Annotated in this window: 24 protein-coding genes, 1 tRNA gene and 2 pseudogenes; 11 read left to right on the top strand and 16 right to left on the bottom strand. The window is 76.2% G+C overall.

Features of this window, described 5'->3' with window-relative positions; all coding sequences use genetic code 11:
- Positions 1-157: 157 nt before the first annotated feature.
- Complete coding sequence (locus ACFV04_RS19640) at positions 158-1,186, bottom strand: AraC family transcriptional regulator (RefSeq protein ID WP_380530543.1); 1,029 nt, start codon at positions 1,184-1,186, stop codon at positions 158-160.
- A 142-nt stretch (positions 1,187-1,328) separates the two neighbouring features.
- Here ACFV04_RS19640 and ACFV04_RS19635 point away from each other — a divergent pair.
- Positions 1,329-1,400: transfer RNA gene (locus ACFV04_RS19635), tRNA-Glu, on the top strand.
- A 72-nt stretch (positions 1,401-1,472) separates the two neighbouring features.
- Here ACFV04_RS19635 and ACFV04_RS19630 read toward each other — a convergent pair.
- Together ACFV04_RS19630 and ACFV04_RS19625 are read right to left on the bottom strand one after the other, a co-directional pair.
- Complete coding sequence (locus ACFV04_RS19630) at positions 1,473-2,159, bottom strand: hypothetical protein (protein WP_380530540.1); 687 nt, start codon at positions 2,157-2,159, stop codon at positions 1,473-1,475.
- A gap of 142 nt (positions 2,160-2,301) precedes the next feature.
- On the bottom strand, positions 2,302-3,519 hold the full coding sequence (locus tag ACFV04_RS19625; RefSeq protein ID WP_380530537.1) for a serine hydrolase domain-containing protein: 1,218 nt from the start codon (positions 3,517-3,519) through the stop codon (positions 2,302-2,304).
- 366 nt (positions 3,520-3,885) lie between these two features.
- Between ACFV04_RS19625 and ACFV04_RS19620 the strand changes: the two genes are divergently transcribed.
- Positions 3,886-4,878 (top strand): LD-carboxypeptidase, encoded by a 993-nt coding sequence (locus ACFV04_RS19620; RefSeq protein ID WP_380530534.1) that lies wholly within the window; start codon positions 3,886-3,888, stop codon positions 4,876-4,878.
- Between the two features lie 19 nt (positions 4,879-4,897).
- Here ACFV04_RS19620 and ACFV04_RS19615 read toward each other — a convergent pair.
- A pseudogene (locus ACFV04_RS19615) lies at positions 4,898-5,195 on the bottom strand (UTRA domain-containing protein); the annotation flags it as partial.
- Between ACFV04_RS19615 and ACFV04_RS19610 the strand changes: the two are divergent.
- Positions 5,193-5,372, top strand: coding sequence for a hypothetical protein (locus tag ACFV04_RS19610; protein ID WP_380346783.1), 180 nt, complete (start codon positions 5,193-5,195; stop codon positions 5,370-5,372). The pseudogene ACFV04_RS19615 and the gene ACFV04_RS19610 sit on opposite strands and share 3 nt — an antisense overlap.
- Positions 5,373-5,445: 73 nt before the next feature.
- On the opposite strand, the gene ACFV04_RS19605 is transcribed toward ACFV04_RS19610, so the two are convergent.
- Positions 5,446-6,078, bottom strand: a complete 633-nt coding sequence (locus ACFV04_RS19605) for a DUF3592 domain-containing protein (RefSeq protein WP_380530531.1) — start codon at positions 6,076-6,078, stop codon at positions 5,446-5,448.
- Between the two features lie 175 nt (positions 6,079-6,253).
- Positions 6,254-8,317 carry an NAD-dependent DNA ligase LigA gene (gene ligA / locus ACFV04_RS19600; protein WP_380530528.1) on the bottom strand — a complete coding sequence of 688 codons (2,064 nt, stop codon included), beginning with the start codon at positions 8,315-8,317 and terminating at the stop codon, positions 6,254-6,256.
- A 345-nt stretch (positions 8,318-8,662) separates the two neighbouring features.
- On the opposite strand from ligA, the gene ACFV04_RS19595 reads away from it, so the two are divergent.
- Complete coding sequence (locus ACFV04_RS19595; RefSeq protein WP_380530525.1) at positions 8,663-9,175, top strand: hypothetical protein; 513 nt, start codon at positions 8,663-8,665, stop codon at positions 9,173-9,175.
- A gap of 169 nt (positions 9,176-9,344) precedes the next feature.
- Here the strand turns inward: ACFV04_RS19595 and ACFV04_RS19590 are convergent, their stop codons facing one another.
- From ACFV04_RS19590 to ACFV04_RS19575, 4 genes are all read right to left on the bottom strand, one after another.
- Positions 9,345-9,545, bottom strand: coding sequence for a hypothetical protein (locus tag ACFV04_RS19590; protein WP_360255275.1), 201 nt, complete (start codon positions 9,543-9,545; stop codon positions 9,345-9,347).
- Positions 9,546-10,222: 677 nt separating this feature from the next.
- On the bottom strand, positions 10,223-10,702 hold the full coding sequence (locus ACFV04_RS19585; protein ID WP_380530522.1) for a hypothetical protein: 480 nt from the start codon (positions 10,700-10,702) through the stop codon (positions 10,223-10,225).
- A gap of 106 nt (positions 10,703-10,808) precedes the next feature.
- Positions 10,809-10,994 carry a hypothetical protein gene (locus ACFV04_RS19580; protein ID WP_380530519.1) on the bottom strand — a complete coding sequence of 62 codons (186 nt, stop codon included), beginning with the start codon at positions 10,992-10,994 and terminating at the stop codon, positions 10,809-10,811.
- Positions 10,995-11,209: 215 nt separating this feature from the next.
- The gene (locus ACFV04_RS19575; RefSeq protein WP_380346751.1) at positions 11,210-12,868 is read right to left on the bottom strand and encodes an FAD-dependent monooxygenase; all 1,659 of its coding nucleotides are present in this window, start codon (positions 12,866-12,868) and stop codon (positions 11,210-11,212) included.
- A 377-nt stretch (positions 12,869-13,245) separates the two neighbouring features.
- On the opposite strand from ACFV04_RS19575, the gene ACFV04_RS19570 reads away from it, so the two are divergent.
- The gene (locus ACFV04_RS19570; RefSeq protein ID WP_380346749.1) at positions 13,246-14,277 is read left to right on the top strand and encodes a glycosyltransferase family 2 protein; all 1,032 of its coding nucleotides are present in this window, start codon (positions 13,246-13,248) and stop codon (positions 14,275-14,277) included.
- A 294-nt stretch (positions 14,278-14,571) separates the two neighbouring features.
- On the opposite strand, the gene ACFV04_RS19565 is transcribed toward ACFV04_RS19570, so the two are convergent.
- Positions 14,572-15,294 carry a TetR/AcrR family transcriptional regulator gene (locus ACFV04_RS19565; protein WP_380346748.1) on the bottom strand — a complete coding sequence of 241 codons (723 nt, stop codon included), beginning with the start codon at positions 15,292-15,294 and terminating at the stop codon, positions 14,572-14,574.
- A 53-nt stretch (positions 15,295-15,347) separates the two neighbouring features.
- Here ACFV04_RS19565 and ACFV04_RS19560 point away from each other — a divergent pair, with 53 nt between their 5' ends.
- Positions 15,348-17,036: an FAD-dependent monooxygenase gene (locus ACFV04_RS19560; RefSeq protein WP_380530515.1), complete on the top strand. Its 1,689-nt coding sequence runs from the start codon at positions 15,348-15,350 to the stop codon at positions 17,034-17,036.
- Between the two features lie 18 nt (positions 17,037-17,054).
- Here the strand turns inward: ACFV04_RS19560 and ACFV04_RS19555 are convergent, their stop codons facing one another.
- Entirely contained in the window at positions 17,055-17,327 is a 273-nt protein-coding gene (locus ACFV04_RS19555; RefSeq protein ID WP_380346745.1) for a hypothetical protein, read from the bottom strand.
- Between the two features lie 104 nt (positions 17,328-17,431).
- Between ACFV04_RS19555 and ACFV04_RS19550 the strand changes: the two genes are divergently transcribed.
- Complete coding sequence (locus ACFV04_RS19550) at positions 17,432-18,178, top strand: hypothetical protein (protein WP_380530513.1); 747 nt, start codon at positions 17,432-17,434, stop codon at positions 18,176-18,178.
- A gap of 37 nt (positions 18,179-18,215) precedes the next feature.
- On the opposite strand, the gene ACFV04_RS19545 is transcribed toward ACFV04_RS19550, so the two are convergent.
- Positions 18,216-18,437, bottom strand: coding sequence for a hypothetical protein (locus ACFV04_RS19545; protein WP_380530511.1), 222 nt, complete (start codon positions 18,435-18,437; stop codon positions 18,216-18,218).
- A 425-nt stretch (positions 18,438-18,862) separates the two neighbouring features.
- Between ACFV04_RS19545 and ACFV04_RS19540 the strand changes: the two genes are divergently transcribed.
- A complete protein-coding gene (locus ACFV04_RS19540) occupies positions 18,863-19,255 on the top strand; it encodes a dihydrofolate reductase family protein (RefSeq protein WP_380530508.1) in 393 nt (130 codons plus the stop codon).
- A gap of 289 nt (positions 19,256-19,544) precedes the next feature.
- The gene (locus tag ACFV04_RS19535) at positions 19,545-20,864 is read left to right on the top strand and encodes a hypothetical protein (RefSeq protein ID WP_380530505.1); all 1,320 of its coding nucleotides are present in this window, start codon (positions 19,545-19,547) and stop codon (positions 20,862-20,864) included.
- A 101-nt stretch (positions 20,865-20,965) separates the two neighbouring features.
- Here ACFV04_RS19535 and ACFV04_RS19530 read toward each other — a convergent pair whose 3' ends face one another.
- Positions 20,966-21,859, bottom strand: coding sequence for a MerR family transcriptional regulator (locus tag ACFV04_RS19530; RefSeq protein ID WP_380530502.1), 894 nt, complete (start codon positions 21,857-21,859; stop codon positions 20,966-20,968).
- A gap of 41 nt (positions 21,860-21,900) precedes the next feature.
- Here ACFV04_RS19530 and ACFV04_RS19525 point away from each other — a divergent pair, with 41 nt between their 5' ends.
- Both ACFV04_RS19525 and ACFV04_RS19520 read left to right on the top strand, forming a co-directional pair.
- The gene (locus ACFV04_RS19525) at positions 21,901-23,664 is read left to right on the top strand and encodes an alpha/beta fold hydrolase (protein WP_380530499.1); all 1,764 of its coding nucleotides are present in this window, start codon (positions 21,901-21,903) and stop codon (positions 23,662-23,664) included.
- 184 nt (positions 23,665-23,848) lie between these two features.
- Entirely contained in the window at positions 23,849-24,535 is a 687-nt protein-coding gene (locus tag ACFV04_RS19520) for a hypothetical protein (RefSeq protein WP_380530497.1), read from the top strand.
- A 27-nt stretch (positions 24,536-24,562) separates the two neighbouring features.
- On the opposite strand, the gene ACFV04_RS19515 is transcribed toward ACFV04_RS19520, so the two are convergent.
- Together ACFV04_RS19515 and ACFV04_RS19510 are read right to left on the bottom strand one after the other, a co-directional pair.
- Entirely contained in the window at positions 24,563-25,066 is a 504-nt protein-coding gene (locus tag ACFV04_RS19515; protein ID WP_380346733.1) for a YfbM family protein, read from the bottom strand.
- A 139-nt stretch (positions 25,067-25,205) separates the two neighbouring features.
- Positions 25,206-26,003: pseudogene (locus ACFV04_RS19510) on the bottom strand (SDR family NAD(P)-dependent oxidoreductase).
- Positions 26,004-26,393: the final 390 nt, after the last annotated feature.

Below are 26,393 nucleotides of genomic sequence, written 5' to 3'. Positions count from 1 at the left end.
TGGCGTGCCGGGCCGTCGGCGTCCACCGTGGAGGATGCCAGGGCGCGGTCCGGCGGTGTTGGCACTGCGTCGACAGTTCCTTGGCACTGCGTCGACGGTCCGCCCGGTCACCCGCCCGCGGGCCCGTCCGTTCCGTTGTCATCCGCCCGCGTGGTCGTCATCCGCCCGCGTGGTCGTCGCCCGCGCGCTCGGCCGGCGCCCGGCGGCGGTGCTCACTGGGCGAGAGCCCGTACGCGGCCCGGAAGGCGCGGCTGAGGTCGGAGGCGCGGGGGATGCCGCAGCGGGCGGCGACGGCCTGGACCGGCAGGCCGCGCAGCGCGGGGTCGGCGAGGTCGCGGTGGGCCTTCGCCAGGCGCAGGCGCCGGATCCAGGCGGCGAGCGTCTCGCCGTCGCCGTGCCGGGTGAACAGGCGGTGCAGGTAGCTGACCGAGACGTGGTGCGCGCCGGCGATCACGGCCGGGGTGAGTTCGGGGTCGTGGAGGTTGCGCCGGACGAAGGTGCGGACGTTCTGCACGAGGGCGCGCCCTCGGGCGTCGTCCGGCAGCGCGGCTTCGGCGTCCAGTTCCCGGGCCAGCCAGGCCGCGACCAGGTCGACCACGACGGTTCCCAGCCGGGGCGCCTCGGCGTCGCCGAGCAGGGCGGCCTGCCGGTCGAGGCCGACGAGGAAGTCCGCGAGCAGCGCGCTGGTGCCCTCGCGCCCGGAGAACCCCCGGCCCAGCAGTTCACGCAGCCGCTGCGGCGGGAGCGGCAGCAGACAGGTGGGGAAGTCGATGCCGACGGCCTCGACCCGGCGGTCCGCCCGGCCGGGGGCGGGGGAGGCCCGCAGGTCGAAGGGGTCCGAGCTGTCGAGGACGTGCAGGTCGCCCGGGGTGAAGGTCTCCGTGCGGCCCCGGGCGTCGCGGGTCAGCGCCAGGCCGCCGTCCAGCAGCAGCGTCAGGTGGTACACCTCGGGGTCCGAGCGCCGCACCATGCCGGCGGTGCGCCGGAACCGGGTGGAGGGGAAGGAGGTCCGCAGGAGCGTCACCGGCCCGAGTTCCAGGCGCCGCATCTCCGCCCGGAAGTCGTCGGCGTGCGCGCTGGTCACCTCACTGGCCCGGGTGCGGCCGATCAACTCCCGCCAGTAGTCGAAGCGTTCCCTCGCGGGCACGTCCTCGCCCCGGAGCACGTTCCCCGTCCTCGCGGTCACGTCCACCGCTTCCTCTCCTGTTGCCTCCCCCCCGCCGTCGGCGGGGACGTCCCGCCCGATTTTCCTCTTCCGATCATGAGCTGGTAACTTCGTCCCCGTCGGCGGGACAAGATCGCGGAAGCGGTCGGGAACCGCCGGCCAGGCGTCGGTGGTGCAGTGGTAGCACGCCCACTTTCAGTGGGAGGGGTTCGTTCGATCCGGGCCCGGCGCTCCAACGGACAGGGGCGGAAGTCGCGTACGACTTCCGCCCCTGTCGTGTTTCCCGCCGCGGCGGCAGGACGGCCGGTCAGGCCGGCCAGTCCAGGCACAGCTCGTGGAACTGCCCGCCGAAGCGGCTCCGGGCGTGGGCGTGCATCCGGCGCAGGTACACCGGGTCGGCGGCGAGCCCGGAGTAACCCCGGCCGCGCCGCAGCGGCAGACCGGCGGTGTCGGCGAGGTACACGTCCAGGCCCGGGTACATCAGCTCGATGCAGGGCAGGTCGTCGACGTCCAGCGCGAACACCGGGTACTCGCCGTGCTCGTCGGCCTGCCCGGTCGCCAGCACCCGGCGCGAATCCGACCCGCCGGGCAGCAGGAAGCACTCGTCGAAGCGCTCCGACAGCGCCCCGAACGGCGCCCCCCACCCCTCGCCGAACTCCGCGGTCGCGATCTCGCCGAGCGGACGCGGCGTGAACACCAGCGCGTCCGTGCCGTCCGTGCCGTCCGTGCCGTCCGTGCCGTCTTCGGCGAACCACCCGAAGCGCCGCAGCATCCCGCTGTCGTACGCCAGCCACCGCCGCAGGCTCGGCGGCAGCGGCCGCCCGCTCGGGAACACCGCGCGCTCCAGCACCTCCGGCGCCACCGGCCGCGGCCGCCCGTCCACCCACGGCCCGGCGAAGCGGTCGTGGGCGAGGACGAGGCGCTGCGGATCGGCCCGGACGGCGGCGATGGCGCGCTCGGTCAGGGCGACGCCGTGCTCGGCGGCGGAGGTCATCACGGACTCCCGGAGGTGCGGTGATCGCGGGGACGGGCGCCGGCGGGCGCCGGCCGGACCAACCTATTGGTCGGCTACGACAGTTGGCGGCCCGGCCGGCGCGGGACCGGCCTCAACCGGCCTCAACCGGCCTCAACCGGCCTCAGCCGGCCGACAGCGCGCAGACGAAGTCCTCCTCGACCGCGCGCAGCTGCGCCAGCAGGTCCGGGGCGACCCGCTCGTTGACCTGCGTGGTGACGGACACCGTGACGCTGCGCCGCCCGTCCGGGGTGCCCGCGCCGAACTGGGTGTAGCCCGCGGTGTTGCCCGTGTGCCCGTACACCACGCCGCACCGGGTGGAGTACTCGAAGATCGCCAGCCCGGCCCGGTTGGCGCCCGGGCCGGCCGGCTCGGAGGCGCCCTCGACGAAGGTCCGCTGCTGGCGTCGGGTCGCGGCGGAGATCAGCGGGCCGCCCGCGTACCCGGCCGCGAACGCGCTGAAGTCCCTCGGGGTGGAGACGATGCCGCCCGAGGCCCAGGCGCCCGAGGCGCCGAACAGGGTGCTGACGTCCTCCGGCGGCTCGGGCGGCTGGACGGCGTAGCCGTGCAGGTACGGCTCGGGCAGCTCGTAGCCGGAGGGCAGGCTGGTGCGCCTCAGCCCCAGCGGCCGGTAGACCTCGGCGGCCAGCAGGTCCTCGTAGCGCTGCCCGGTGACGGCCTCGGCCATCAGGGCGACGGCGATGTTGTCGGAGTTGGAGTAGTGGTACTGCGAGCTGGGGGTGAACTCCAGGTCCTCGTCGGCGACGAAGTCCAGCAGGTGCCGGGAGTCGAACACGTGGTGCGGGTCGGCGCGGATCAGGGCGACGAAGTCCGGCGCGTTGCTGTAGTCCGGCAGCCCGCTGGTGTGCTGGAGCAGCTGGCGCAGCGTCACCGCGCCCCAGGCGGCGGGCAGCGTGGGCAGCCGCTCGGCGATCGTGTCGTCCAGCCCGAGCTGCCCGCAGTCGACCAGGCGCAGCGCGACGGCGCCGCTGAACGCCTTCGCGGCGCTGGCCAGGCGCATGTGGTCGTCGATCCGGGGCGGCCGGCGGGTGCCGACCTCGGCCGTCCCGGCCCGGTACACCCGCACCCGGTCGCCGTCGCGGAGCACCGCGATCGCCCCGGGCGGGCCGTCCGGACGGTCGACCAGCTCCTGCAGCCGGGCCCGCAGCGCGAGGTCGTCGTCGTCCCGGGGCGCGGCCGAGGCGGGCCCGGCGGGCGCCAGCGCCAGCACGGCGGTGAGCAGGGCGGCGGCCGCGCGCCCGGGGCGGGCGGACAGCGGAGCGGGGCGAGCGGGGCGGTCAGGGCGGGAGGGGGGTGAGCAGCGGCGGGAGCGCAGGGACACGGCGGGGCCTCCGGACGGCGACGGGGACGACTCGGGTGACGCGGCGGCGGGGACGGATGCACCGCCGCCCTGGCCGCAAGGGATCACCCGCCGCCGCCCGGCGGAAACGGCCGCGGGCCCGCCGTGACCCGCCCAGCCGAGCCCACCGGGCCGCCCGGGCGGCCCCGCCGCGCACGGCGATCCCGACGTCCGTTCACGGACCGCGGCCCCGGGGCCCGGTGACGCCGTATCGGGGCGAAATCCGGTTGCCGAAGCGGTGGCGGGCGGCGAGACTGCGCTGCGGCCTGCCCGGCCTGCCCGGCCGCCGGGTGTCCCGCCCGTCCGGCGGCGGCCGGATCCGCCCACCTGTGAAACCGGGGTCCTCACGTGTCCGATCTGCTCCTTCCCCGCGCCCTGCGCCCCGGTGACCTGGTGGCGGTGGCCGCGCCGTCCGGCCCGCTCGAAGCCGACGATCGGCCGTTGCTGGCCCGTGGCACGGCCGTGCTGGAGGAGCTGGGCTTCCGGGTGCGGGTGTGCCCGTCGGTCGCCGGGGCACGCAGCCGCTGGTGGGCCGCGGGCCGTCCGGCCGAGCAGGCCGCGGAGTTCAACGCCCTGCTGCGCGATCCGGAGGTGCGGGCGGTCTTCGCGCACAGCGGCGGGCAGGCGGTGACCGGCTGGCTGGACCTGCTGGACCTGGACGCCGTGCGCGCCGACCCCAAGCCGGTCCTGGGCTGCAGCGACGTCTCCCAGCTGCTGCTGGCCCTGCACGCCCGCACCGGCCTGGTCGGCGTGCACGCCGACATGGTCACCCACGGCTTCGGCGACTCGTGGAGCGAGCGGTTCACGGACGGCCCCGAGGAGGACGGTGCGCGCCGGGCCCTGCGCGAGGCGTACGCGCGGGTGCTCACCGAGCCGGTCGCCGCCGGGCCGCTGCCGGCGCTCTCCCCGTGGCAGTGCTGGCGCGACGGCCGTGCCCGGGGCCGGCTGGTCGGCGGACTGCTCCGGCGGATCGTCTCCCTCCAGGCCACCCCGTACGCCGTCCCCGCGCGGCGCTTCGACGGGGCGGTGCTGTTCTGGGAGGAGACGGGCAAGCCGCTGTCCGCCGTCTGGAACGACCTGCACGCGCTGCGACTGGCCGGCGTCCTGGACCGGATCGCGGCGATGGTGGTCGGCACGCCGCACCGGGTCGGTTCCGGCGACGCGGCGGAGCCGGCCCTGCGCGAGGTGGTCCTGGACGTGCTCGGCGACCGCCCGCTGCCCGTCCTCGCCGGGGTGGACCTCGGCCACGCCGGCCCCAACCTCCCGCTGCCCCTCGGTGTGGAGACCGAGGTCGACGCCACCGCCCGGACGCTCACCCTGGTGGCTCCGGCGGTCTCCTGACCCCGGGAAGCCGCGGGCGTCAGCCCCCGGCCGGGGCGCCGAGGGCGAGGGTGAAGCCGAAGCGGTCGCCGTGGTAGAGCGTGCGGACCTGTTCCAGCGGGCGGCCGGCGGCGTCGAGGCTGCGGCGGTGCAGCAGGAGCATCGGCAGGGCGGCCGGGGTGCCGACGAGCAGGGCCTCGCGCGGGGTGGCGAGGACGGTCTCGATGCGCTCGTCGGCGGCACCGGGGTGGACGCCGTGCTCGCGCAGGTAGCCGTAGTAAGGAGCCCTCGGGGTCGAAGTCCCGGTCCAGGTCGGGGACCCGGGCGACGCTCACGTGGTCTTCGACAACGGCGCCCCGCAGCTCGTGAAGTCCTACCGCAGCGACCTCGACACCGTCGAGCACCTGCCCGTCACCGTCCCGGCCGGCGCCGCCACCGCCCGCTTCCGGTTCCGCTACACCGGCACCAACAGCGCCTTCCGGACCGTCGACCAGGTCACCTTCACCGCCCCCTGATCCACCGCCGCCCGACCGGCCGCCGGACCACGCGGGCGGGGCGCGTCCACCGACGCCCCCGCCCGCCCGGCGTTCAGTGGGTCGACGGCGGACCGGAGAACACGCCGAAGCACAGGGGGTCGGAGGACCCCGGGGTGCAGACGGCGACGGTGGGGAAACCGCTGGGGCCCCACCCCGAGTCGGGGAACCCGTGGTCCGGGACGTTCGGACCCGGGGACGTCAGCGGCGCCGGAGCGTCGGCACCCGCCCCGCCGGGCCCGCCCCCGAAACCGGCCACGGCGGCGGTCACCCCGATGCCGACGACCACCAGGCCGACCACGGCCTCCGCGACCAGCAGGGCGGTGATCCCGGACGGGTGCCGGTCGGCGATCACCGCCCGCCGCGGCCGCTCCGGCAGGTACCGCACCTGCACCCGGTCGCCCCGCACCCGCGGGACGCCGGACGTGTCCCGGAACCGGACGTCCTGGCCGTCCGGTGTGGTGAACCCGATGATCACGTGCCGGTCGGAGGAGGTGTGCCGGTCCGTCCCGGTTCCCCGGGTCTCCACCGTCACATAGGTGTCGAGGCACCGGGCCTGCGCCGTCAGCCCCTCCGCCAGGGTCCGCGCCCGTAGCCGGACCTTGAGCACCACCCCGGTCAGGGCCGCCGCCCCCAGACCCGACGCGGCGACCCCGATCACCGACCGGAGGACACTGTCGTCCGCCATGTCCACCCCCCGTGGAACTGCTTGCCGTACGTAGGAACCTTCGCCATGGAGACGGTGATCGGCTCCGCGCGGTTCCGGCCGCCCCGGGGCCGGCGGAACCCGCCGGGGCGCTCCCAGGACACGACGGATCCCCGCCCGGGCCCGGCCCGGACGGGGATCCGCGGTGGACCGTCCGTCAGGCCCCCGGCAGGTGGTCGGCGACGAGGACGGCGAAGTCGTCGGGGGTGACGATCCGGATGCCGAGCTCCTCCGCCTTGGCCCGCTTGGAACCGGCCTTCTCACCCGCCACCAGCAGGGTGGTGCGCTTGGAGACGGACGAGGACGCCTTGCCGCCGGCGCGCTCGATCAGCTCGTTCATCTCGTTGCGGGACAGCGCGGCGAGCGGACCGGTCATGCTGCCGGTGACGACGACGGCCTCGCCCGCGAGCGGGCCCGCGCCCCCTCCGTCCGTCGCCGCCGGCCCCTCGGCCGCCCCCTCGGCGGCCGCCGCGACGGGCACCTGCGGCGCGGTGACGGCGGTTCCCACGTCCTGGGCCGCGAGGCGGTCCAGCAGCGGTGCCAGTTCGGCGAGTTCGGCGACGATCACCCGGGCCTTCTCGGTGCCGATGCCGTCGACCTGGGCCAGGGTGTCGGCGTCCGCGGCGCGGATCGCGGCCATCGAACCGAAGTGGGCGGCGATCCGGCGGGACATGGTGCGCCCGGTGCCGCGCACGCCGAGCGCGCAGAAGACCCGGTTCAGCGGGCGGCTGCGGGCGGACTCGATCGCGGCGAGCAGGTTGTCGGTACTGGTCTCGCCCATCCGCTCCAGGGAGAGCAGCTGCTCGCGGGTGAGCGTCCACAGGTCGGCGAGGTCGGCGACCAGACCGGCCTCGACCAGCTGGACGGCGCGGGTGCCGCCCAGGCCCTCGATGTCCAGCTGGTCACGGCCCACGGCGTAGCCGATCGACGCCACCACCTGGCAGTTGCGGCCCCGCACGCAGCGCCAGCGCTGCTCCTCCCGGTCGATCGCGTCACCGCAGCGCGGGCACGCCTCGGGGAAGGCGATCGGCCGCTCGTCACCGGTGCGCTCCTCGACCAGCGGCGCCTCGACGCGCGGGATGACGTCCCCGGCGCGGTAGACGAAGACCCGGTCGCCCAGCATCAGACCGCGCCGGGTGATGTCGGCGGGGTTGTGGAGCGTGGCGTAGGTGACGGTGACACCGTCGATGACGACCGGCTCCAGCACGGCGCGCGGGGCGATGATGCCGGTGCGCCCGACGTTCCACTCGACGTCCAGCAGCCGGGTCACCTTGTGCTCGGCGGCGAGCTTGCGGGCCACGGCCCAGCGCGGCGCCCGGGAACCGGAACCGGCCTCCCGCCGGTCCGCCGCGGAGTCCGCCTTGACCACCACCCCGTCGATGCCGAACGGCAGCCCGGAGCGGAGCGCGGCGATCTCCTCGACGCGCCGCTGGGCCTCCTCCAGCGTGGCGCAGCGCAGCGGGTGGGCGGCGGTGACGGCGGCGGTGTTCGCCCCCAGGGCGGCCAGGCGCTCCAGCAGGGCGCTGTGGGTGAGGTCGTCGTCGAGGCCGACCGCGCCGTAACCGAAGAAGGTCAGCTCGACGCGGTACGGACGGTCCTTGGCGCGCAGGGTGCCGGCGGCGCCGTTGCGCGGATTGGCGAAGGGGACGGCGCCGTGCGCGGTGCGGACCTCGTTGGCGTGCTCGAACTGCTCGCGGGTCAGCAGGACCTCGCCGCGCAGCTCGACGTCGACGGGCTCGGCGAGCACGGCGGGCAGGCCCAGCACCGCGTCCGCGGCGTGGCTGATGTCCTCGCCGGCCAGACCGTCGCCGCGGGTGATCAGCTGGTGCAGGCGCCCGGCGCGGTAGCGGGCGGCCACCGCCAGGCCGTCCAGCTTGGGCTCCACGCACCAGGCGGCCACCGGGCGGCCCAGCCGGCGCTCCAGCCCGGCCGCCCAGTCCGCCAGCTCCTCGGGCGAGAAGACGTTGTCCAGCGACAGCATCGGCACGCTGTGCGGCACGTCGCCCCCGACGGCGCCGCCGGCGACCTTCCCGGTGGGGGAGTCCGGCAGCACCTCGCCCGGGTGCGCCTCCTCGTAGGCGGCGACGGAGCGCAGCAGGGCGTCGTACTCGTCGTCGCCGAGCGGTGTGCCGCCGTCGGTGTAGTAGGCGGCGGCCGCCCGGACGGCGGTGGCAACGGCGTCGGCGTAGTCGCCGGGGGTGAGCAGAGCGGCGTCGTTCATGGACAGCATCATCACCACCGGCACTGACAACGGACGCCGCCGGGCAGTGCCGGGGCCGTACCCGGGCCGCATCCGGGTGGTCCGGGGGTGGTGCGGGGAGCGGGTGCGGGCGGCTGGGCGGGCGTACCACCGGGCGCGGCCGGTCGCGCCCCGCTCCCGCCGGGGCGGCGGTGCACGCGGACTGCTCCCGGCTGCGGGCGGCCGACGTTGACGCCCGGTCACACCGGGGTGGAGCGTGGCCGGTGGCGGGGTGCCGTCGCTCCGGGCCTCCCGCCCTCCCGCCCTTCCGTTCTCGTTCTCGCGCGTTCCCGGCCGCGTTCCCGTCCCGAGCACCGAGGAGTCCCCGTGCGCTCCAGCGCGTCCGTCCGAAGAGCCCCCGTCCTGGCCGCCTGCGCGTTCGCGCTGGCCGCCCTGCTGTCACCGGCCGCCCCGGCCCTCGCGTCCCCGGCCCTCGCGGTCCCCGCCGCGGTCCCCGCCGTCGACCCGCCGTTCGGGACGCAGACCGTGATCGGCCTGTACGCGCCCGTCCCGGCCGGCTGGGCGGCCGTCGCCCGGAACCAGGCGACCGGCCAGAAGACCATCGAGTTCCTCGGCGGAGCGCCCTACCTGGCCAGGGTCGCGGTGCTGGCCAACACCACCGTTCCGGCCGGCTGGGTGCTGGTGGGCGTGTCCCTCGACGGCCAGACCTCCGTCGTCGCCTACCTCGGCGGCGCGCCCCACGGGGCCACGGTCACGGCCGACGTCGGCTGCACGACGCCCGGCGGCCGGATCTACGGCTACCCGGTGCCGGCCGGCTGGTCGATCGTCGGCAGCGGCACCAACTCCGCGTGCTCGTACCAGAACCTGCGCTTCGCCTGAGCCCGCTCCGCGGCGTCGCCCGGGTCCTGCCGGGCGTCCTCCTGCCGGGCGGACCCTCCGCACCGGGCGTGCCGAAGGGGGGTCCCGCGGGGCCGGGGCGGGGGCGGTGCCACCGGTGGACGGTCGGACCCGTCCAGGTCGGCCCCGCGCCCGCCGGCCCCGGTTCCGCTCAGGGGAGGTAGCGCTCCAGCGCGGCAGCGCCCTTGCGCTCGATCTCCTGCCGGGCCCACTCGATGCGCCCGGGGGTGACGTCGCGGCCCGACGCCATCACGAGGTCCTCGGGGTCGAAGGGCCGCTCGGACCCGGAGTAGAGCTGGCGCTGCATCCCGGATGCCGACTCCGGCACGCCCTCGTTCGACGATTCGCGCATGTCCATCACCTCATCGCATGGTGTCCCGTACGCACGGTCCTTCGATGGTCGTTCGGACGGCCGGACCGTGACGGGTGGAGCACGACCAAGTTACTCCGTTCGGGTGAACGCGCGACCCGACGGCCGACCCGGCCGCGGTCCGGGCCACCGAACCGGTGCCGCAGTCGAGGTCCGGAGCGCGCTCGCCGGGGCGCGCGGCGAGGCGCTCGTGCGCCCACGCGCGCAGCCGCCGCACACCGGCCGCCGCACACCGGCGTTGGCGGCCCGGACGTCCAGGGCGGCCGGCCGGCCGGGTCGGTGACCGCGGGGGCGGCCTCGGCCGCGTGGAAGGCCGAGGTGGGACGCGGGTCGCTCATGGCGTCACCACAGGACGCCGCCCGGACACCGTCCGTGGCCCGCCCCGGACCCCGACCCCCTGTGGAATGCCCTCGGCTCGCCGTTCAACGTCTGCTCAAGCTCCAAGGGAAACAATTCGCCACGGTGCTCGGCCGGGAACGCGGCACACTCCCCGCCGGGATCGACTCACGGCACTCCCGGACATCGGGCCCGACCATCTGTCGACCCATTCCCGCATCGCCACGGAAAAGAGTCCGGCCCCGTCGCTCGCGCGGCGGGGCCGGAATCAGGATCGGCCCGGTTCAGCGACCTGCGGAAGCGCGTTCATTCTCGATTCCGGGTCACGCGGCTGCTTCGGCCGACTCCGGTGACGAAGTTCGGCGCCCGCGTGACGTGCGCCAGGTGCGCCAGAGAAACACCGGCCAGGCAATTGCCGCCGCCAGACCACCGACGGCGAAGCCCGTCACCAGCAGGTAGGAGGAACCGCCCTCCGTGGAGAAGACTCCGCCGGCGGCGCCGGAGTCCCGTGCTACGGCCGTGCCTCCGATCCGCAAGGAATCCGGTCCGTCGTAAAGGAGGACGTTCGTGCGGGTGGAAGTGCCGTCGGCCGCCTTCCAGTCGCCGTAGAAGTCACAGGACCCGTGGCTGCAGGACTCCCGGGCGGCAGTGAACGTCCCGGTGACTCCGCTGCCGCTCTGCGCCTTCCATGCGGGCACGAGATCGGGAGCGGCCTTGGCAAGGCCGACAAAGGCTATGAAAGGCAAGCCGATCCAGAGGAATACCGACATGCGCCAGTGGCGCTTCGAGGGGGAGTCGCTCACGACGGTGGAGCTTACGATGCGGGTCGGTTCCGGTAAAACCACTTCAGTCGTGAACCCCCGTGCACGGCACATTTCGCCCTCCGCATTCATGGCGATGAGACCAGCCTCACCCGGCCGCTCGGCGCCGGGACGGGACGACGAACCCCTTCGCGTCCTTGGGCCCGTCGACCGTATTGATCGTGAGGTGCAGGTACTTCTGTGCCCCGCCGACCAGTTGGCCGGCGTCGGCGTGGGCGTAGGCGGCCCGGACGGTGGTGATCTCCGGGTGCGTCAGCCGCAGCCGGAACAGCACGTCCTTCGCCGCGTGCCGGTCGGTGACGCTGGGGTGACCGTGAAGAACGGCGGCAGGCCCGTGGTGTCCACGACCGGGTGCCCTCGGCCCTGATCCGCCGGCCGGCTACCCCCGGGCGCAGTTGACGCCCACTCGGGCCGGCACCGGGGTCGGGCCGGCACCGGCACCGGCACCGGGGATCGGGGCCGGGGATCGGGCCGGTGCTCGGGCGGTGCTCAGGCAGGGGCGAAGGTGCGGCGCAGGTGGGCGACCAGGCGGGCCGGGTCCGCGGCAGGCAGCCGGGCGGCGAGGTAGCCGTCGGGACGGACGAGCACGGCCTCGCCGTCGCCGGGCCGGTAGGCGGCGTGGAAGGCGCCGGCGGTGTCGTGGACCACGGGCAGCCGCAGGCCCGCCGAAGCGGCGGGGGAGTGCGGGGACTGCGTCGAGTACGGCGAGTGGGGCGAGTGCGGGGACTCCGGGGCTTCCGGGCCGAGGACGGCGTACACGTCGAGCAGCCCGTGCGCGGCCGCGTGGGCGGCGGCCGCGCAGGCGTGCAGGGCCGGGGCGTCGGTGGCGGGGCCCGCGGCCAGCAGCAGGACGTGGCGGGTGCCGCGCAGAAGCTCGTGCAGGCGCTGCGGGTAGGCGGTCAGGGGGCGGGTGAGGCCCGGGCAGTCGGGGGCGCGGTCGCCGGGGGCGGGGCGGGTGCCCGGGGCGGGCTCGGTCAGCGGTCCTCCGCGGTAGCCGACGAGGAGCTGGGCCTCGCGCAGCAGCGGGGCGGCGGGGTCGGCGGGGTCGGCGTCGAAGCCCGTGCGGGCGTGGCGCACGGTGCGGGAGACGACCTCCTCGCCGACCGGGTGGCGTTCGGCGTGGTAGCTGTCGAGGAGGGTTCCGGTGGCGACGCCGCGCACGGTGAGGGCGAGCTTCCAGGCGAGGTTGAAGGCGTCCTGGATCCCGGTGTTCATGCCCTGGGCGCCGGTGGGCGGGTGGATGTGGGCGGCGTCGCCGGCCAGCAGCAGACGTCCTTCGCGGTAGCGCTCGGCGAGGCGGTGGCTGATCCGGAACACCGAGGACCAGCGCAGCGCGGAGGCGGTGGCGGGCCGCGGCGACAGCCGGTCCAGGCCCTGCTGGATGTGCCGCAGTTCGGGGGTGCGGCCGCCCTCCAGCCCGTGCGCGACCCCGCGCACCGGGTCGGCGTCGGTGGCGAGTTCGGGCGGGACGGTCATCGACACCCGGTAGCGGTGCCGGCCGGGCAGCGGGACGCACACCAGCGTCTCCCCGTCGGCGCCGCCGGTGGCGCGCACGGCGTAGCCGGGCGGCAGGTCCCAGTCCAGCTCGACGTCGCCGAGCATGAACTGCTCGGGGAAGGCGTCGCCGGCGAAGCCGATCCCGGCGGCGTGGCGCACCGTGCTGTGGGCGCCGTCGCAGCCCACGACCCAGCGGGCGGACAGCTCGCGCGGACCCCCCGGGGCGGCCAGCGTGACGAGCACGCCGTCCTCGTCCTGCCGCAGGCCGACCACCTCGGTGCCGCGCTCGACCACGGCGCCGTGGCCGGCCAGGTGCTCGGCCAGCAGCCGCTCGGTGGCGTCCTGGGGCAGCGCGGCGAAGCGGTACGGCACGTCGGCGGGGAGACCGAGGTCGAGGCGCGGGCCGGGCTCGCCGTCCACGAAGGCCAGTTGGCCGAGCAGGGGCACCGCCTCGTCCAGGGCCCGGCCCACCAGCCCCATGGCGTCCCAGACCTCCAGGGTGCGGGGCTGGATGCCCACCGCCTTGGCGTACGGCTGCGGGGCGTCCAGCCGGTCGACGATCCGGCACCGCACGCCACGGCGGCACAGCTCTGCGGCGGCGGTCAGACCCACCGGTCCGGCCCCCACGACCAGTACGTCGGTGTCGTCCATGCCCGCTCCTCGGTGCCCGGCACCGGCGGCGCCGCCGTACTCCCAGGCTGCCCTCCGGCGCGGGCCTCCGCCCGGCGGTCGGCTCCGGTCCCGTCCGGGGCGTGCCGGGCCCTCGTCGGTCCTCGTCCTCGTCCTCGTCCGTGTCGGGGGCGGCGTCCGGCCCGCCGGCGGGTGCACCGTTCGGGTCAGGGCGTGTGCCAACGGTTGACGCCGGGCACGCCTGCTCCACCGACCCGCAGCCTCGACGCCATTCCCCGTTCGTCCGACAGTCTTGTAAGGTCCCTACATTCGGGCCACTGCCGGTGGTCGGCCGTCGGCGGTGCGTACCCGCCCGGCTCCGCCCGGCCCGTCCGCACCTGAGCGAAAGGCGCCGCCCGATGGCCCCCCGCCTGTCCGTCGTCGTCCCGATCTACAACGTCGAGCGCTACCTCCGGGAATGCCTCGACTCGATCGCGGCCCAGACCTTCGAGGACTTCGAATGCGTCCTGGTCGACGACGGCTCGACCGACGACGGACCCGTCATCGCCAAGGCCTACGCCGACCGCGACCCGCGCTTCCGGCTGGTCCGGCAGGAGAACAAGGGCCTCGGCGCCGCCCGCAACACCGGCTGGCGCCACCTCACCCCCGGCACCGAGTACCTGGCCTTCGTCGACAGTGACGACACCCTGCCGCCGCACGCCTACCAGCTGATGATCAGCACGCTGGACGAGACCGGATCCGACTTCGTCACCGGAAACGCGCTGCGCCTGCGCACCAGCGGCCTCACCCCCTCGCACGGCCACCGCCGCGCCTTCCGCGAGACCCGGCTGCGCACCCACGTCAGCGAACTGCCCGCCCTGGTCACCGACCGCACCGCCTGGAACAAGGTCTACCGGCGCTCCTTCTTCGACACGGCGGCCGTCCTGTACCCCGAGGGCATCCTCTACGAGGACGCCCCGGTCAGCGTGCCCCACCACTTCCTCGCCGAGCGGGTCGACGTGCTCGCCGAGCCCATCTACCACTGGCGGGTGCGCGAGGACGGCGACCTGTCCATCACCCAGAAGAAGACCGACCCGCGCGGCGTGGTCGACCGGGTCCGCTCGATGGAACTGGTCCGGCAGTGGCTGATCGCCCGCCCCGAGCCGGAGTTCGCCGAGCACCTGCGCGCCTACGACCACAACTGCCTGGTCGAGGAGATCCCGATGTTCTTCTGGTCCGTCCCGGACGGCGACCGCGCCTACCGCGAGGCCTACCAGCAGCACGTCAGCCGGCTGCTGCAGGCCATCGGCCCCGAGCGGCTGGCCGGGCTCAGCAGCCAGCTGCGGCTCAAGTACCGCCTGACACTGGCCGACCGGATGCACCGCTTCGTCGCCGTCCAGCGCCTGCACCGCCTCGCCCGCCGCACCCGTCAGGCCGCCACCCGGGCCTGAACCGCCGGGCCCGCACCGGCGGGTCCGATTTCCCGTGACCGAACCGCCGGGCCTGCGCCCGGGAGTCGGCGGCCGCCGGCGCGCGGCAGGAGCAGGTCACGGCCGTGCACGGGGGCCCCTGGGACCACTGCGGCAGGAGCTCGCCGACCAGCCGGAGGACTTCCTCCAGGTTGTCCTCCACCCACTCGTCGCCGCAGCCGTCGTCATCGACGTCGTCGGTGTCGACGTCGTCGGTGTCGCCGCCGCCCCCGGGCGGCCGACGGCAGCACGAGGCCGGCGGCAGCACGAGGCCGGTCAGCCGCGCGCGAGCCCGTCGATCATCAGGCCGAGGGCGAAGTCGAAGCGGTCGTGGCCCTCGCCCGCGGTGAGTTCGGCGGCGTGGCGGGTGGTGTGCGGGAAGGCCCCGGCGGGCAGGGCGGTGAACCGGCGCAGCAGTTCGTCACGGTCGACGACCCAGGCGGAGTCCTCGTGCGCCGCGCGCCGCCGCACGATCGACGTCTCCAGGCAGTAGGCGGCCACGTACAGCAGGAGGGCGTCGACGGCCCAGGCGGCGGCCTGCGGGGCGACGCCGCCGGTGAGCAGGATCGCCAGCATGCCCTCGCCGACGCGTACGGTCTCCAGGTCGGTGGGGGCCATGGCGAGCGCGGCGCGGGAGATGCCGGGGTACTTCAGGTACTGGTCGCGGATCCGGGCGCACAGGTCGTGGATCTGCTCGCGCCAGGCCGCCGGATCGGGCTCGGGCATGGCGAGTTCGGAGCACAGCCGGCCGATGAGCAGTTCGTCGAGGTCGGCCTTGTTGACCACGTGGGCGTAGAGCGAGGCGGGTCCGGTGTCGAGCGCGCCGGCCAGCCGGCGCATGGTCAGTGCCTCGTAGCCCTCGGTGGCGATGACGTCCAGCGCGGTGTCGACGACCTGGTCCACGGTGATCGGGGCCCTGCGGCGCCGCGGACTGGGGTCGGTTCCGGCCTCGGGGTTCGGCGGCTGGTGGCGTGCCGCGCGTCGCTCTCTCGGGTTCACCCGGCCATTCTAGCGCGACACGAACGATGTTCGTTTATGGAACACTGTTCGTTATGGATGTGAACCAGAACGCGGACAGCACCGCGGACACGAACCACGACACCGACGTGACCGTGGTCGGAGCCGGACCGGTGGGCCTCGTGCTCGCCGCGGAACTGGCACTCGCCGGCGCCCGGGTGCAGGTGCTCGAACGGCTGGCCGAGCCCGACACCGGCATGAAGGCCGGGGGGATCAACGTGCCGACCGCCGAGGCGCTCGACCGCCGCGGCCTGCTGCCCGCCGCCGAACGGGTCCAGCGGGACCTGCTCGCGAAGCTCGGCCCCCTCACCCGCCCGGGCGGGGACCACCGGCCCGGCGACGGCCGGGCGCCGCACGAGCCGCGCTTCACCGGGCACTTCGCCGGAATGGTCCTCGACCCCGGCCTCGTCGACTGGGCCGACCCCGACCTCGCCGCGCACACCGCGGTCGACGGGGCGCGGATGGTCCCGCAGCGCGAACTGGAGGAACTGCTGGCCGCCCACGTCGCGCGACTCGGCGTACCGGTGCGCCGCGGGGCGGAGGTCACCGCGTTCGAGGACACCGGCGACGCCGTCCTCCTCGACACCACCGCCAGCCCCGTGCGCACCGGCTGGCTGGTCGGGTGCGACGGCGGACGCAGCACCGTACGCCGCCTCGCCGGCATCGCCTTCCCCGGCACCGACCCCGAACTCACCGGACACCTGGCCGTCGCCGACATCGCCGACCCGCACGAACTCGCCGACGGGTGGACCTGGTCGGCCCGAGGCGCGTACCGCTACGGCCCGCAGCCCGGCCGGGTGGTCACCGTGGAGTTCGACGGCGCCGCCGCCGACCGCTCGGCACCGGTCACCCTCGAACACCTGCAGACCGTGCTGCGCCGCGTCTCGGGCACCGGCGTCACCCTGACCGCCCTGCGCGGCCCCGCCACCCGCTGGAGCGACAACGCCCGCCAGGCCGCGGCCTACCGCTCCGGGCGGGTGCTGCTGGCCGGCGACGCCGCGCACGTGCATTCGCCGTTCGGCGGCCAGGGGCTCAACCTCGGGATCGGCGACGCGATGAACCTCGGCTGGAAGCTCGGCGCCGTGGTCGCCGGATGGGCACCCGAAGGGCTGCTCGACACCTACGACGCCGAGCGCCGCCCGCTCGGCGCCTGGGTACTGGACTGGACCCGGGCCCAGACCGGGGTGCTGCGCGGGGACGCCAAGTCGGCCGCGCTGCGGGAGGTCCTCGCCGACCTGCTGGCCACCCGGGACGGCGCGACCCACGCGGTCAAGAAGATCTCCGGCGTCACCCAGCGCCTCGACCTGCCCGGCGACCACCCGCTGGTCGGCCGCGCCGCCCCCGACCTGCGGCTGCAGGACGGCACCCGGCTGGCCGACCACGGCCACGACGGCGGCTTCCTGCTCCTCGACCGCACCCCGGACGGCACGCTCGCCCGCCTGGCCGCGCCCTGGACCGGGCGCGTGCGCACCGTGACCGACGGCCGTGCGACGCCGGTCGGGGTGCTGGTCCGACCGGACGGCGTCGTCGCCTGGGCCTGCGACACCGTCGCCGGGGCGGTCACCGGGTCCGTCGCCGGGGCCGACCCGGGCGCCGAAGGCCTGGGCGCGGCCCTGCACCGCTGGGCCGGCGCGCCCTCGCCCTCGTCCTCGCTCTCGGTCGCACCCGCGCCTGCGCGCGGGTCCGGGCCCGACCGCGAGCCCGACCGCGAGCCGGCGGGCTGAACCCCGGCCCGCCGGGCCTCAGTCGACGCCCGGCCTGGCGGTGCGCGGCCCGGTGCCGTCGAGCGCGGCGAGCAGGCGGGCGCGGACGTCGGCGGCGGCCTCGCGGGTGACCGGGTCCGCGCTCTCCAGCTGCGGGGCGATCAGCTCCGCGGCCGCGGCCAGGAGCGGGAGGGGGACCTCCGCGGTCCGCAGGTGGAGGAGTTGCGACGCCGCCCGCTGGCCGGGCGTGGCGGGCGCGGGAGCACTGGGGATCAGGGCGGTGATGCCTCGGGGGAGCTGACTGTCGGTCACCCGTCCATTGTCCCGCGCGCAGCCGCTGACGATCACCAGGTGCGGCCGCCCGGCGGGGCAGAAGGCGGTGTTCCCGGGTGGCCGGGGGCGGGAGAATGGCCGCCATGAGTGCGATCATCAGCTTGGATCTGGCCGGCTTCACCCCACGGGAGGACGAGGGCGGCACCGGGGGCGGAGACCGGGTGTGGGACGACGCCCGGGGAGTGGTCCTGTCCGTCCACGACTTCCCGCTCGTCCCTGACCTGGTGGCCCCGCTCGACGCGGACGACCGGCTGCTGCGCGAACTGGCCCGCCACACCGCGCGCGGCGGCGCCGCGCTGATCGAGGCGCAGGTGCGCGACCTGGGCGGCGTGCCGGGCCTGTGGCAGCTCGTCAAGGTCTCCCGGGGCACCGGCCGCGGGCAGGTGTTCATCGGGGCGTGGACGGTGCCGCGGGACCGGTGCAGCGTGGTGCTGAAGGTGCAGGCCGCCGAAGGCCCGGTCAGCGGCATGCGCGAGGCGGTGGTCGCCGACCGGGTCGGCTTCGACGCCTTCGTCCGCCCCCACCCCTACGACCCCGGCCTGCGCGGCCCACTGCCCTACCACGTCGCCGACCTCCCGGAATGGGACGCCCACTTCCCGACGCACCCGCTGACCCTGGTCCGCGAAACGCTGGCCCGCGTCGGCGCGAGCGCCGTCCTCGACGACCGCTTCCGCGCCCTGCCGCCGTTCCCCGGCCCGACACCGGCCGGCCCGACACCGGCCGGTCCGACACCGGACGGTCCGGTACCCCCGGGCCCCGCGGGCGCCGGCCCGGCCCCGGCAGCCGCCCCGGAGGAAGCCGCCCGCCGCCGCTGGTGGCGCGGCCGCTGACCGCCCGCCGGCCCGGGCTCCCCGGGCCGGCACCGCTTCAGCGCCCGGGCCCGGGGGAGTGCCCCGGCAAGGGGCCGAACCGGACGCAGATCTCGCAGCCGCAGCAGGTCAGGGAGTCGGCCGCGCAGTGGGCGGCAGACCGGAACGGCTGCCGACTGCGCCACAGACTCAGCCCGGTGACCGCGCGGACCGCCCTGAGCGCCTCCGCGCCGCGAGGGCCGGGGCCGGTCAGCAGGACGGTGAAGGCCGGGTCCTCCACGGCCGCTCCCCGGTCGGTTCGGTGTCACGTACCCCGACAGTCACGCTCCTCGGCGAATCGTCGGCCAGACGTTTTCCTGCGGCCCGGCCACGGCCCGCCCGCGCCTCCGCGCGCCGCGCACCGGGGACCGCCGGTGGGACGTGGATCGCCGCTCCGGCGCGATGGGTCCCGGCCGGGCCGCCGGTCCACCCCGGGTCACACCGGGCGATCCGGAGGAACGGACCCGTGCGCATCGTGGTCGACGAGTTCATCAGCCCGGACGGCGACGTGCGGGCGCCCGGCGGCGCCGAGGAGGACACCGACGGCGGCTTCGCCACGGCGGGTGGTCGCACCCGTTCTTCGACCCGGAGACCCCCAGCCCGTTCATCGGCGCCACGACGGGCACCGCCGACGCCCTCCCCTTCGGCCGCCGCACCTGGCGGACGATGGCCGCCGCCCGGCCCGGGCGGGCCGGCGACCCGTTCGCCGACCGGATGGACGTCATCGGGAAGTACGTGGTCTCCGACACCCTCGAAGCAGCCGACCTCACCCGGGCGAACACCACCCTCGTCCCCGGCACCGGGGCCGTCGACCGGGCCCGGCGCCGGCGCGCGACCGGCGGCCGAGACCTGCTGGTCACGGGCAGCCCGACGCCCGTCCGCTCGCTCCTGGCCGAGGACCTGGTGGACGAGCCGCGGCTGATGGTGATGCCCGTCCTGCCCGGCGGCGGCAAGACGCTCTTCCCGACCGACGGCGTCCGCCGCATGCTCGACCTGGTCTCCACCGAGGTCGGCAGGACCGCCGTCCACGTGACCTCCCACCGCCGCACCGACACCTGACGGCGGCCCGCCCGGGGCCGTGCGCGGGAAGTCGGACGGGCCGACTTCCCGTGCAACCACGCCGCCTCGCGCCTGCCGCTCGCGCAGCCCGCGCCGCTGGCGCAGCCGGCACCCGGGCGGGCCCGAACCCGGAGCGGGTGGAATCCGGGCCGGGCCGGCCGGCCGGAACCCGGAACCCGGAGCGGGCGGACAGGCGTTCGGGTGGCAGACCGTCGCCCCGCCCCGGAAGGAATCGTGTGACCACCACGTACGGAGCCCCGTCCGACCGCGCCCCGCAGGGGGTGCTCGGATGAGGCGGGACCCGGTCACCGACGAGACCGTCGCCCGGTGCCGGGAGGCGGCACGCACCGACCCCGCCGAAGGCCTGCCCGCACTGGCCGAGGCGCTGCGCGGCCTGGCGTACAGCCGCCCCCGAAACCGTTGCCCGGACGCCGTCAGCCTCGTGGAGGAGGCCGCCGACATCTACCGCTCCCTCGTCGCGGACGGCGCCGTCGAGCACCTGGGCGGGGCCTCCCACGCCCTGTCCTCCCTCGCCCTGTGGTACTCCCTCGCCCACGCCGACGACCTCGCCCTCGCCGCCCGGCGCGAGGCGGCCGACCTGGCCCGACGTGCCGAGGAGGAACGGCCGGAACCGGGCTTCGGCCGGGCCGACGTCATGCGCGCCGACCTCGCCCACGCCCTCGCCGAGGCGGGACGGTTCGACGAGGCCGTGGACGCCGCCCGCGCGGTGGCCGACCGCGCCCGGGCGGTGGCCGAGCCGGACGGGAGCGACCTGATGTGGCGGCTGCTCGACCTCACGCTGCCGCTGCGCCTCGCGGGCCGCACCGAGGAGGCGGTGGCCGTCGAGCACGAGGCCCTCGCCCCCTGGCGCGACGAGCGCGCGCAGTGCGCCCATGGCGTCCTTGCGGCCCTGCGGACGGCCGGTGCCGCGCTGTGGTTCGACGACCTCGGCCATCCGGGGCAGGCCCACGCCCTGCTCGGGGAGGCCGCGTCGGCCTGCGAGCGCCTGCCGGCCCGGGGCCGGAGCGGCGACTTCGGTTTCCACGAGGGCCTCAGGGCGGTGCTGTTCGCCCGCTCCGGAGTGCGCGACGAACAGGCCGCGGCCGACGCGCCGGACCCGCTCGGCGTCGACCCGCGCCGACGCCTCCAGCCGGTCCTGGGCCTGGACACCCACCACTGGTCGTTCAGCCTGCGCGCGTCCTTCCGCGACGGGCTGGACGCCCTCGTCGGGGCGGTCGAGGCCATCACCGGCACGTCCGAGGACGCCCCCGGCCCCGTGCCCCTGCCGCAGGACCGCGACCTGCTCGCCACCCTCGGCACCCTCACCCGGCGGTGCGACCTGCGCCGGGCGGTCCTGGGCGAACACCCGAACTCCTACGCCGGCACCACGATCCCCCGGCTGCAACGGAGCGTCGACATCGAACGCCGCCTCCACGCGACGGACCCCGCCGCCGGCACCCGGCGCTTGGCCAGGGCCCTCACCGACCTGGCCATGGCGCAGCTCGTCGACAACGACCACGCCGTCGCGGCCGGCACCCTGCACGAGGCCCACGCGCTGCCGCGTTCTCCGTGCTCCCCGCGTTCTCCGTGGGATCCGTGCTCTCCGTGAGTGCCCCGGACACCGACTGCGCCCCGCCGCAGCGCAGTCCGCCGCAGCGCAGTCCGGCGGAGCGTGAAGCCGGCGGAGCGTGAAGCCGACGGCGTCGGCCCTCAGACGCTACGGCTCAACGCTTCGCCGAGCCAGGCGTCCACCGCACCGGGGGTGGGGTCCGGGGAGACCTCGCCCGCCAACTCCCAGTAACGGCGCACCACGGGGTGTCCGCCGCGTGCCAGCGCACCGTTCAACTCCCGCCGGAAGGCGGGCGTGTCACGCCGCTCGTGCGAACGGGCGTGCGCCGTGACGAAGCAGTCGAGCGCCTCGCCCCCTGCGGGCGGGTGCCCCGCCACCAGGGCCGGAGCAGCCAGCGCGTACGCCTCGCGCAGGCCGTCGTAGAGCAACTCCGGTCTGGCGACGGCCGGTCGGTGGGCAGCCAGGCACCCGTCGTCCGCCGCGCGGGTCAGCTCGTGCAGCCGGGCGAAGGCCAGCACCTGCCCCGGTGAAGGCTGTTCCGGCAGCGGAGCCACCGCCGCGTCCACCACCGCCGCGGCGATCCGGGCCGGCAGGCGCGTCGGCAGCAACCGGCGCCAGTACCGCGCCGGCGCGTCCGTGGACGGCGGCGAGCCCACCGCGCCGAGCAACCGCAGGCGTTCGGCCCGCTCCCCGGGCGGGCAGTCGTGCAGCAGCCGCAGCGCCGCCTCGCGCCAGCGCATCGCCCGCAGCTCGGCGGACAGGTCCTCCAGCCGCCGCGCGACGACGTCCCGCAGCCGCTCCCCGGCGTCCTCCTCCAGGACTCCGGCGATCTCCGGCAGCGACACGTCCAGCCCGCGCAGCGAACGGATCGTCCGCAGCCGCTCCAACGCCTGCGGCGGGTAACGACGGTGGCCGCCGCCGCTGCGCTCCGCCTCCGGCAGCAGACCCCGGTCCGAGTAGAAACGCACCGCCCGCACGCTCACCCCGGCCCGCTCGGCCAGCTCACCGATGCTCAGCAGCTCGTGCGACAGCAAGACTTGAACCTCCGGCAGGGGGAGTTCCTACCGTACCCGCCATGCGAAGCGACAACGAGATCACCACCGCGTTCGTGCTGGCCTCCGGCCCCTTCACCGCCGCCGCGCTGTGGCAGCAGACCGGCGAAGTGCTGCGGCGGGCCGGCGCCGAGGTCCACGCGGTGACGTTCACCGGCCTCGGAGCCGGCTCCGGCCCAGGCCGTGACACGGGCTGGGACACCCGCCGGGACACCGGCCGCGACATCGCCCCGGACACCCACGTCGACCTGGACACCCACATCGCCGACGTCCTCCGACTGATCGACGCCGCCACCGCACCGCGCCTGGTGCTCGTCGGCCACGACTACGCCATCCACCCCGTCCTCGGGGCGGCGCAGCAACGGGCCCACCGGATCAGCCGGATCGTCCACCTGGACACCGCTCCGCCCCAGGACGGCGGCACACCGCTCGCCCTGGTCCCCGACCAGACCACGCACGAGCTCCTCCGGTCCAGGCCGGACGCACCCGTACCCGCCCCCACCCCCGACCGGTGGGCGGACTGGGGCGACACCACCGGCCTCTCGGCCGCCGACCTGGACCGGCTCTCGGCACTGGCCGCGCCGCAGCCCGCCCGCACCCTGACCCGGCCGCTGCGCCTGACCCCGGCGCTCGCGGGCGTGCCGACCAGCGGCATCCTCTGCACGGCGGGCGGCACGACGATCGCGGGCCTGCAGTACCTGGTGTCCGCGGGCGTGCCGCAGCTCCAGGCCCTGGCCGACCCGCGGGTGGGCTTCCTCGAACTGGCGACGGGCCACTGGCCGATGCTCTCCTGCCCGGACGAGCTGGCCGCGGCCCTGCTGCGCGCGGCGGCGGGCGAGGGGCACCGGCTCACCCGGGCCGCGGCGGCCGAGACACCCGGCGATCTGCCGTCCTCCGGCGATCTGCCGTCCTCCGGCGATCTGCCGTCCCCCTCCGACCTGCCGTCCCCCTCCGACCTGCCGTCCGGCGACCGGCCGGTCCGCGAACGGCCCTTCCACGAGCGGCCGTTCGTCCTGGACACGGTCGAGGCGCCGCGGATCCGCACCGGCCGGGTCGACCTGCACCTGCCGGACGCCGACGAGCCGCGGCCCGCGGTCCTCTTCGTCCACGGCGGCCCGCTGCCCCGGGGCATGCGTCCGGGGCCGCGCGACTGGCCGCTGTACACCGGCTACGCGCGCCTCACCGCGAGCCGGGGCGCGGTCGGCGCGGTGGTGGAACACGGGCTGCACGGCCCGGCCGACCACCCCGCCGCCGCGGCGCACGTCGCGGAGGCGATCGACCTGCTGCGCGCCGATCCGCGCGTCGACGCGGACCGCGTCGCCGTGTGGTTCTTCTCCAGCAGCGGTCCGCTGCTGGCCGAGCTGCTGGGGGCGCCCGCGCCCTGGCTGCGGTGCGTGGCCGCGACGTACCCGGTCCTGGTCCCGCCGCCGCCACCGTCGTCGCAGCCACAGCCACAGCCACAGCCACAGCCGCAGCCGCAGCCGCAGTCGTCGTCGGCACCGTCGTCGTCGCGCGGTACCGGCGCCGACCGGCGGTTCCGGCCCGCGGCGGCGCTGGCGGGGGCCGGGCGGCTGCCGGTCGTGCTGACCCGGGTGGGCCGGGAGGCCCCGGACGTCGCCGGGGCCGTCAACGGGTTCCTCGCGGCCGCGCGGACGCACGGCACGCCGGTGCGGCTGGTCGACGTACCGCACGGGGTCCACGGCTTCGACTGTGACGAGCCGACCGGGGAGTCCCGGGCCGCCGTCGAGGAGGCGGTGCGGGCCGTGCTCGCGCACCTGCGGGACTGAGGCCGGCGTCCCCGGCGCGGTGGCCGGGGTTCCACCCTGCCGATCGGCAGGGCAGAACGCCCGGGGGAGCGGGACGTTTATGCCGATCGGCACATGTGCGCGAGGGGGTGCGGCGGCGAGGCTTGGGGCATCAGGACGGCGGCCACCGGGGCCGCCGGAGGGAGGGAAGCCCACCATGTTCCGCATGCGCACCCGCGTCCGTGTCAGCACCCGTGCCGCCAGGGGCGTCGCCGCCGCCGGCCTGGCCTTCGCGGCGCTCACGGGAGCCGCCGGCGCCCCGGCCTCCGCCACAGGTGTTCCGCCCGCCGACGCCCCGTCCGCCGGCGAGGCGTCCGGCCGCCAGGACGGCGTCCCGTCCGCGCGTCCGGCAGGCGTCAGCGGCACGGCCCGGATCTCCTACGCCCTCGCCCCGGACGACGAGATCTGGTTCACCGTCAACGCCCGGGCGGCGCCGTACACCCGCCGCTTCCCGGGCACCGGTGCGGCCGAGGGCCTGCCCACCGACGCGGGGGGCACCGTCCGCTTCTCCCACCAGGTGGCCGCCACCGGGAAGGTCTACAGCGCCGAGGCCCGGGTGGACTGCCTGTCCACGGGCGGCCCGGTCGCCACGCTGACCGCCGTCGTCACCACGTCGGACGTCGGCAACGTCGGCGAGCGAATAGGCCTGAGCATCTACCAGGGCACCGGCCACGGCGACGGCCGCCTCGGGTTCTCCTGGGGCGTGGCCAACATGGACGTGGGCGCCGACGGCAAGCCCTACCAGCCGGTGGTCGGCACGTGCATGGCCCCGGCCCCGTTCGCCCCGGTCCTGCGGGGCGGCTTCACCGTCCACCACACCGAACTGGAGGCTCCCGAGGCGGCGGGCCGATAGCCGCCGCGCCCCCGTGCGGCGGGGCGCTCAGCCGGCCCAGACGAGGAGCCCGTGCCGGTAGCGCGCGGTGGTGCGGACGAAGGCGGTGAGGTCCGTGTAGTGCGTGCCCAGGTAGGGCAGGGCCGTGTCGTCCGCCCAGAGCCCGGTCGGGTAGACGTCGGAGCGGGCGAGGTCGGCGGCGGTGACGTCGCCGAGCAGGGCTTCGAAGGGGAGTTGCGCGAGCGTGTCGGCGGCGAGCGTCACGTGCTCGGGCGTGAGCACGCGGGGCGGGCCGTAGCCCCAGTCGTCGGCGCCGGGCAGTTCCTCCTCGCCGCGGAGGAGGTCGACCGGGAACGCGTGGCGTTCGAGGAGGAATCGCAGTGCGTCCCAGGCCTTGCCGGTGTCGTGGCCGCGGCGTTCCGACGGGCTCACCGGCCGTTCCGACTCCCGCTCGGCGACCTCGTCGGCGAACACCGACGCCCAGTCCGGTTCCCGGGCCGCACGGGCCAACTCGCTTGGATTCAGGCGGAGATACAGTCCGATGATGCTCACGGGGGCCGATCCTATGAAACGTCACCCCGGGGGCAGCGGCGGCCCCGGGCAGCACCGCCCCGGGCAGGAAGCGAGGTGCGCCCCGCCTCCGTCGCGCTCCGCAGTGCCACCGGCCACCGTCCGGCCACGGTCCCGACCCCTACACCCTGACCACGAGGCGGCCGATCGCCCTGCCGAGGTGGCCGGGCGGCAGGCGCCGGGCGGTCCACATCGCCCGGGTGCCGCGCCCGGGGAAGGCCCACAGGCGTCCGCGCGCCAGGGCGCGGTCCATCGATTCCAGAACCACGTCGACGCCCAACCCGCTCACCCGGCCCACCAGTTCGGGGGAGTCGGCGCGCATCCGGTCCAGCATCGGGGTCTCCACCGCGGGAGGGCAGACGCACACGACGCGGATCCCGTCCCCGCGGTGCTCGACCGCGACGGTCTCGGCGAGGACGTGGACCGCGGCCTTGGCCGCGCCGTACGCCCCGCCCATCGGCACGGGCACCCAGCCGGCGATCGATCCGAACAGCACCACCTGGCCGCCGCCCCGCGCCGCCCCGCACTGCGCCGCCCCGCACCGCCATGACCGGTACCACCGCCCGGACCACGTGCAGCCTGCCGCCGCACACGAGGCCCATCACGCGCAGGGCGTCCGCCGGATCCTGGTCGAGCAGCCGCCCCATGGCCCCGACGCCGCGCAGTGCACCAGTCGGCGGGGCGGCCCCAGCTCGCGGCCCACGTCGCGGACCACGGCGTCGACGGCCGCCCGGTCGGCGATGTCGCAGACGAACGGACGCACCCCGGCGGCCTCCCCGGCCGAGGCGTCGAGGCGGGCCGCGTCGACGTCGACCGCCGCCACCGCCCACCCCGCCCGGACCAGCGGCAGCGCGGGCGCCCGTCCGATCCCACTGGCGGCACCGGTGACGACGGCCACCGCGCCGGGTGAAGACGACATCCGCACGCTCCTCGGACTGTTCGACCCGTTCGACCTGTTCGACGGCCGGGCGCACCCCGGGGTCCGTGCCCCGGCACCGGAGACCGCACCTTCCCGCCCCGCCGGGGCCCTCCCCAGACGGCACGCCGCCACCGCCACCGCCGACGCCGACGCCGACGCCCGGAGGCCCGGGCGCCCCGGCCCGGGCACGGCGGGGGCCGCCGTGCGACGGTGAAGGGAGGACCGCGGCTCCGGGCACGCGCGGCGCCACCGAGCGGGACCACCGCGTGACGGGTCCCGGCAGGCCACGGGTCCGCGCGGCCGCCGGAGGAAACATCATGCGTGCGAGCGACAGGACACCGGGAGACCCGGGGGACGAGCACGGACACGCACCCGGGCACGCACCCGGAG

This window comes from Kitasatospora sp. NPDC059599 (genome assembly GCF_042735125.1).
Taxonomy (GTDB): domain Bacteria; phylum Actinomycetota; class Actinomycetes; order Streptomycetales; family Streptomycetaceae; genus Kitasatospora.
The sequence above is the reverse complement of the archived record's forward strand: the minus strand, read 5'-3'. Positions and strand labels throughout refer to the sequence as shown.

What these genes read in the sequence shown, in the direction of transcription:
- ACFV04_RS19520 (WP_380530497.1), top strand. Translation starts at nt 23,849, where the DNA reads ATGCGCACCCGCGTCCGTGTCAGCACCCGTGCCGCCAGGGGCGTCGCC.
- ACFV04_RS19535 (WP_380530505.1), top strand. Translation starts at nt 19,545, where the DNA reads ATGAGGCGGGACCCGGTCACCGACGAGACCGTCGCCCGGTGCCGGGAG.
- ACFV04_RS19550 (WP_380530513.1), top strand. Translation starts at nt 17,432, where the DNA reads ATGAGTGCGATCATCAGCTTGGATCTGGCCGGCTTCACCCCACGGGAG.
- ligA (WP_380530528.1), bottom strand. Translation starts at nt 8,317, where the DNA reads ATGAACGACGCCGCTCTGCTCACCCCCGGCGACTACGCCGACGCCGTT.
- ACFV04_RS19525 (WP_380530499.1), top strand. Translation starts at nt 21,901, where the DNA reads ATGCGAAGCGACAACGAGATCACCACCGCGTTCGTGCTGGCCTCCGGC.
- ACFV04_RS19540 (WP_380530508.1), top strand. Translation starts at nt 18,863, where the DNA reads ATGGCCGCCGCCCGGCCCGGGCGGGCCGGCGACCCGTTCGCCGACCGG.
- ACFV04_RS19575 (WP_380346751.1), bottom strand. Translation starts at nt 12,868, where the DNA reads ATGGACGACACCGACGTACTGGTCGTGGGGGCCGGACCGGTGGGTCTG.
- ACFV04_RS19570 (WP_380346749.1), top strand. Translation starts at nt 13,246, where the DNA reads ATGGCCCCCCGCCTGTCCGTCGTCGTCCCGATCTACAACGTCGAGCGC.
- ACFV04_RS19590 (WP_360255275.1), bottom strand. Translation starts at nt 9,545, where the DNA reads ATGCGCGAATCGTCGAACGAGGGCGTGCCGGAGTCGGCATCCGGGATG.
- ACFV04_RS19605 (WP_380530531.1), bottom strand. Translation starts at nt 6,078, where the DNA reads ATGGCGGACGACAGTGTCCTCCGGTCGGTGATCGGGGTCGCCGCGTCG.
- ACFV04_RS19560 (WP_380530515.1), top strand. Translation starts at nt 15,348, where the DNA reads ATGGATGTGAACCAGAACGCGGACAGCACCGCGGACACGAACCACGAC.
- ACFV04_RS19630 (WP_380530540.1), bottom strand. Translation starts at nt 2,159, where the DNA reads ATGACCTCCGCCGCCGAGCACGGCGTCGCCCTGACCGAGCGCGCCATC.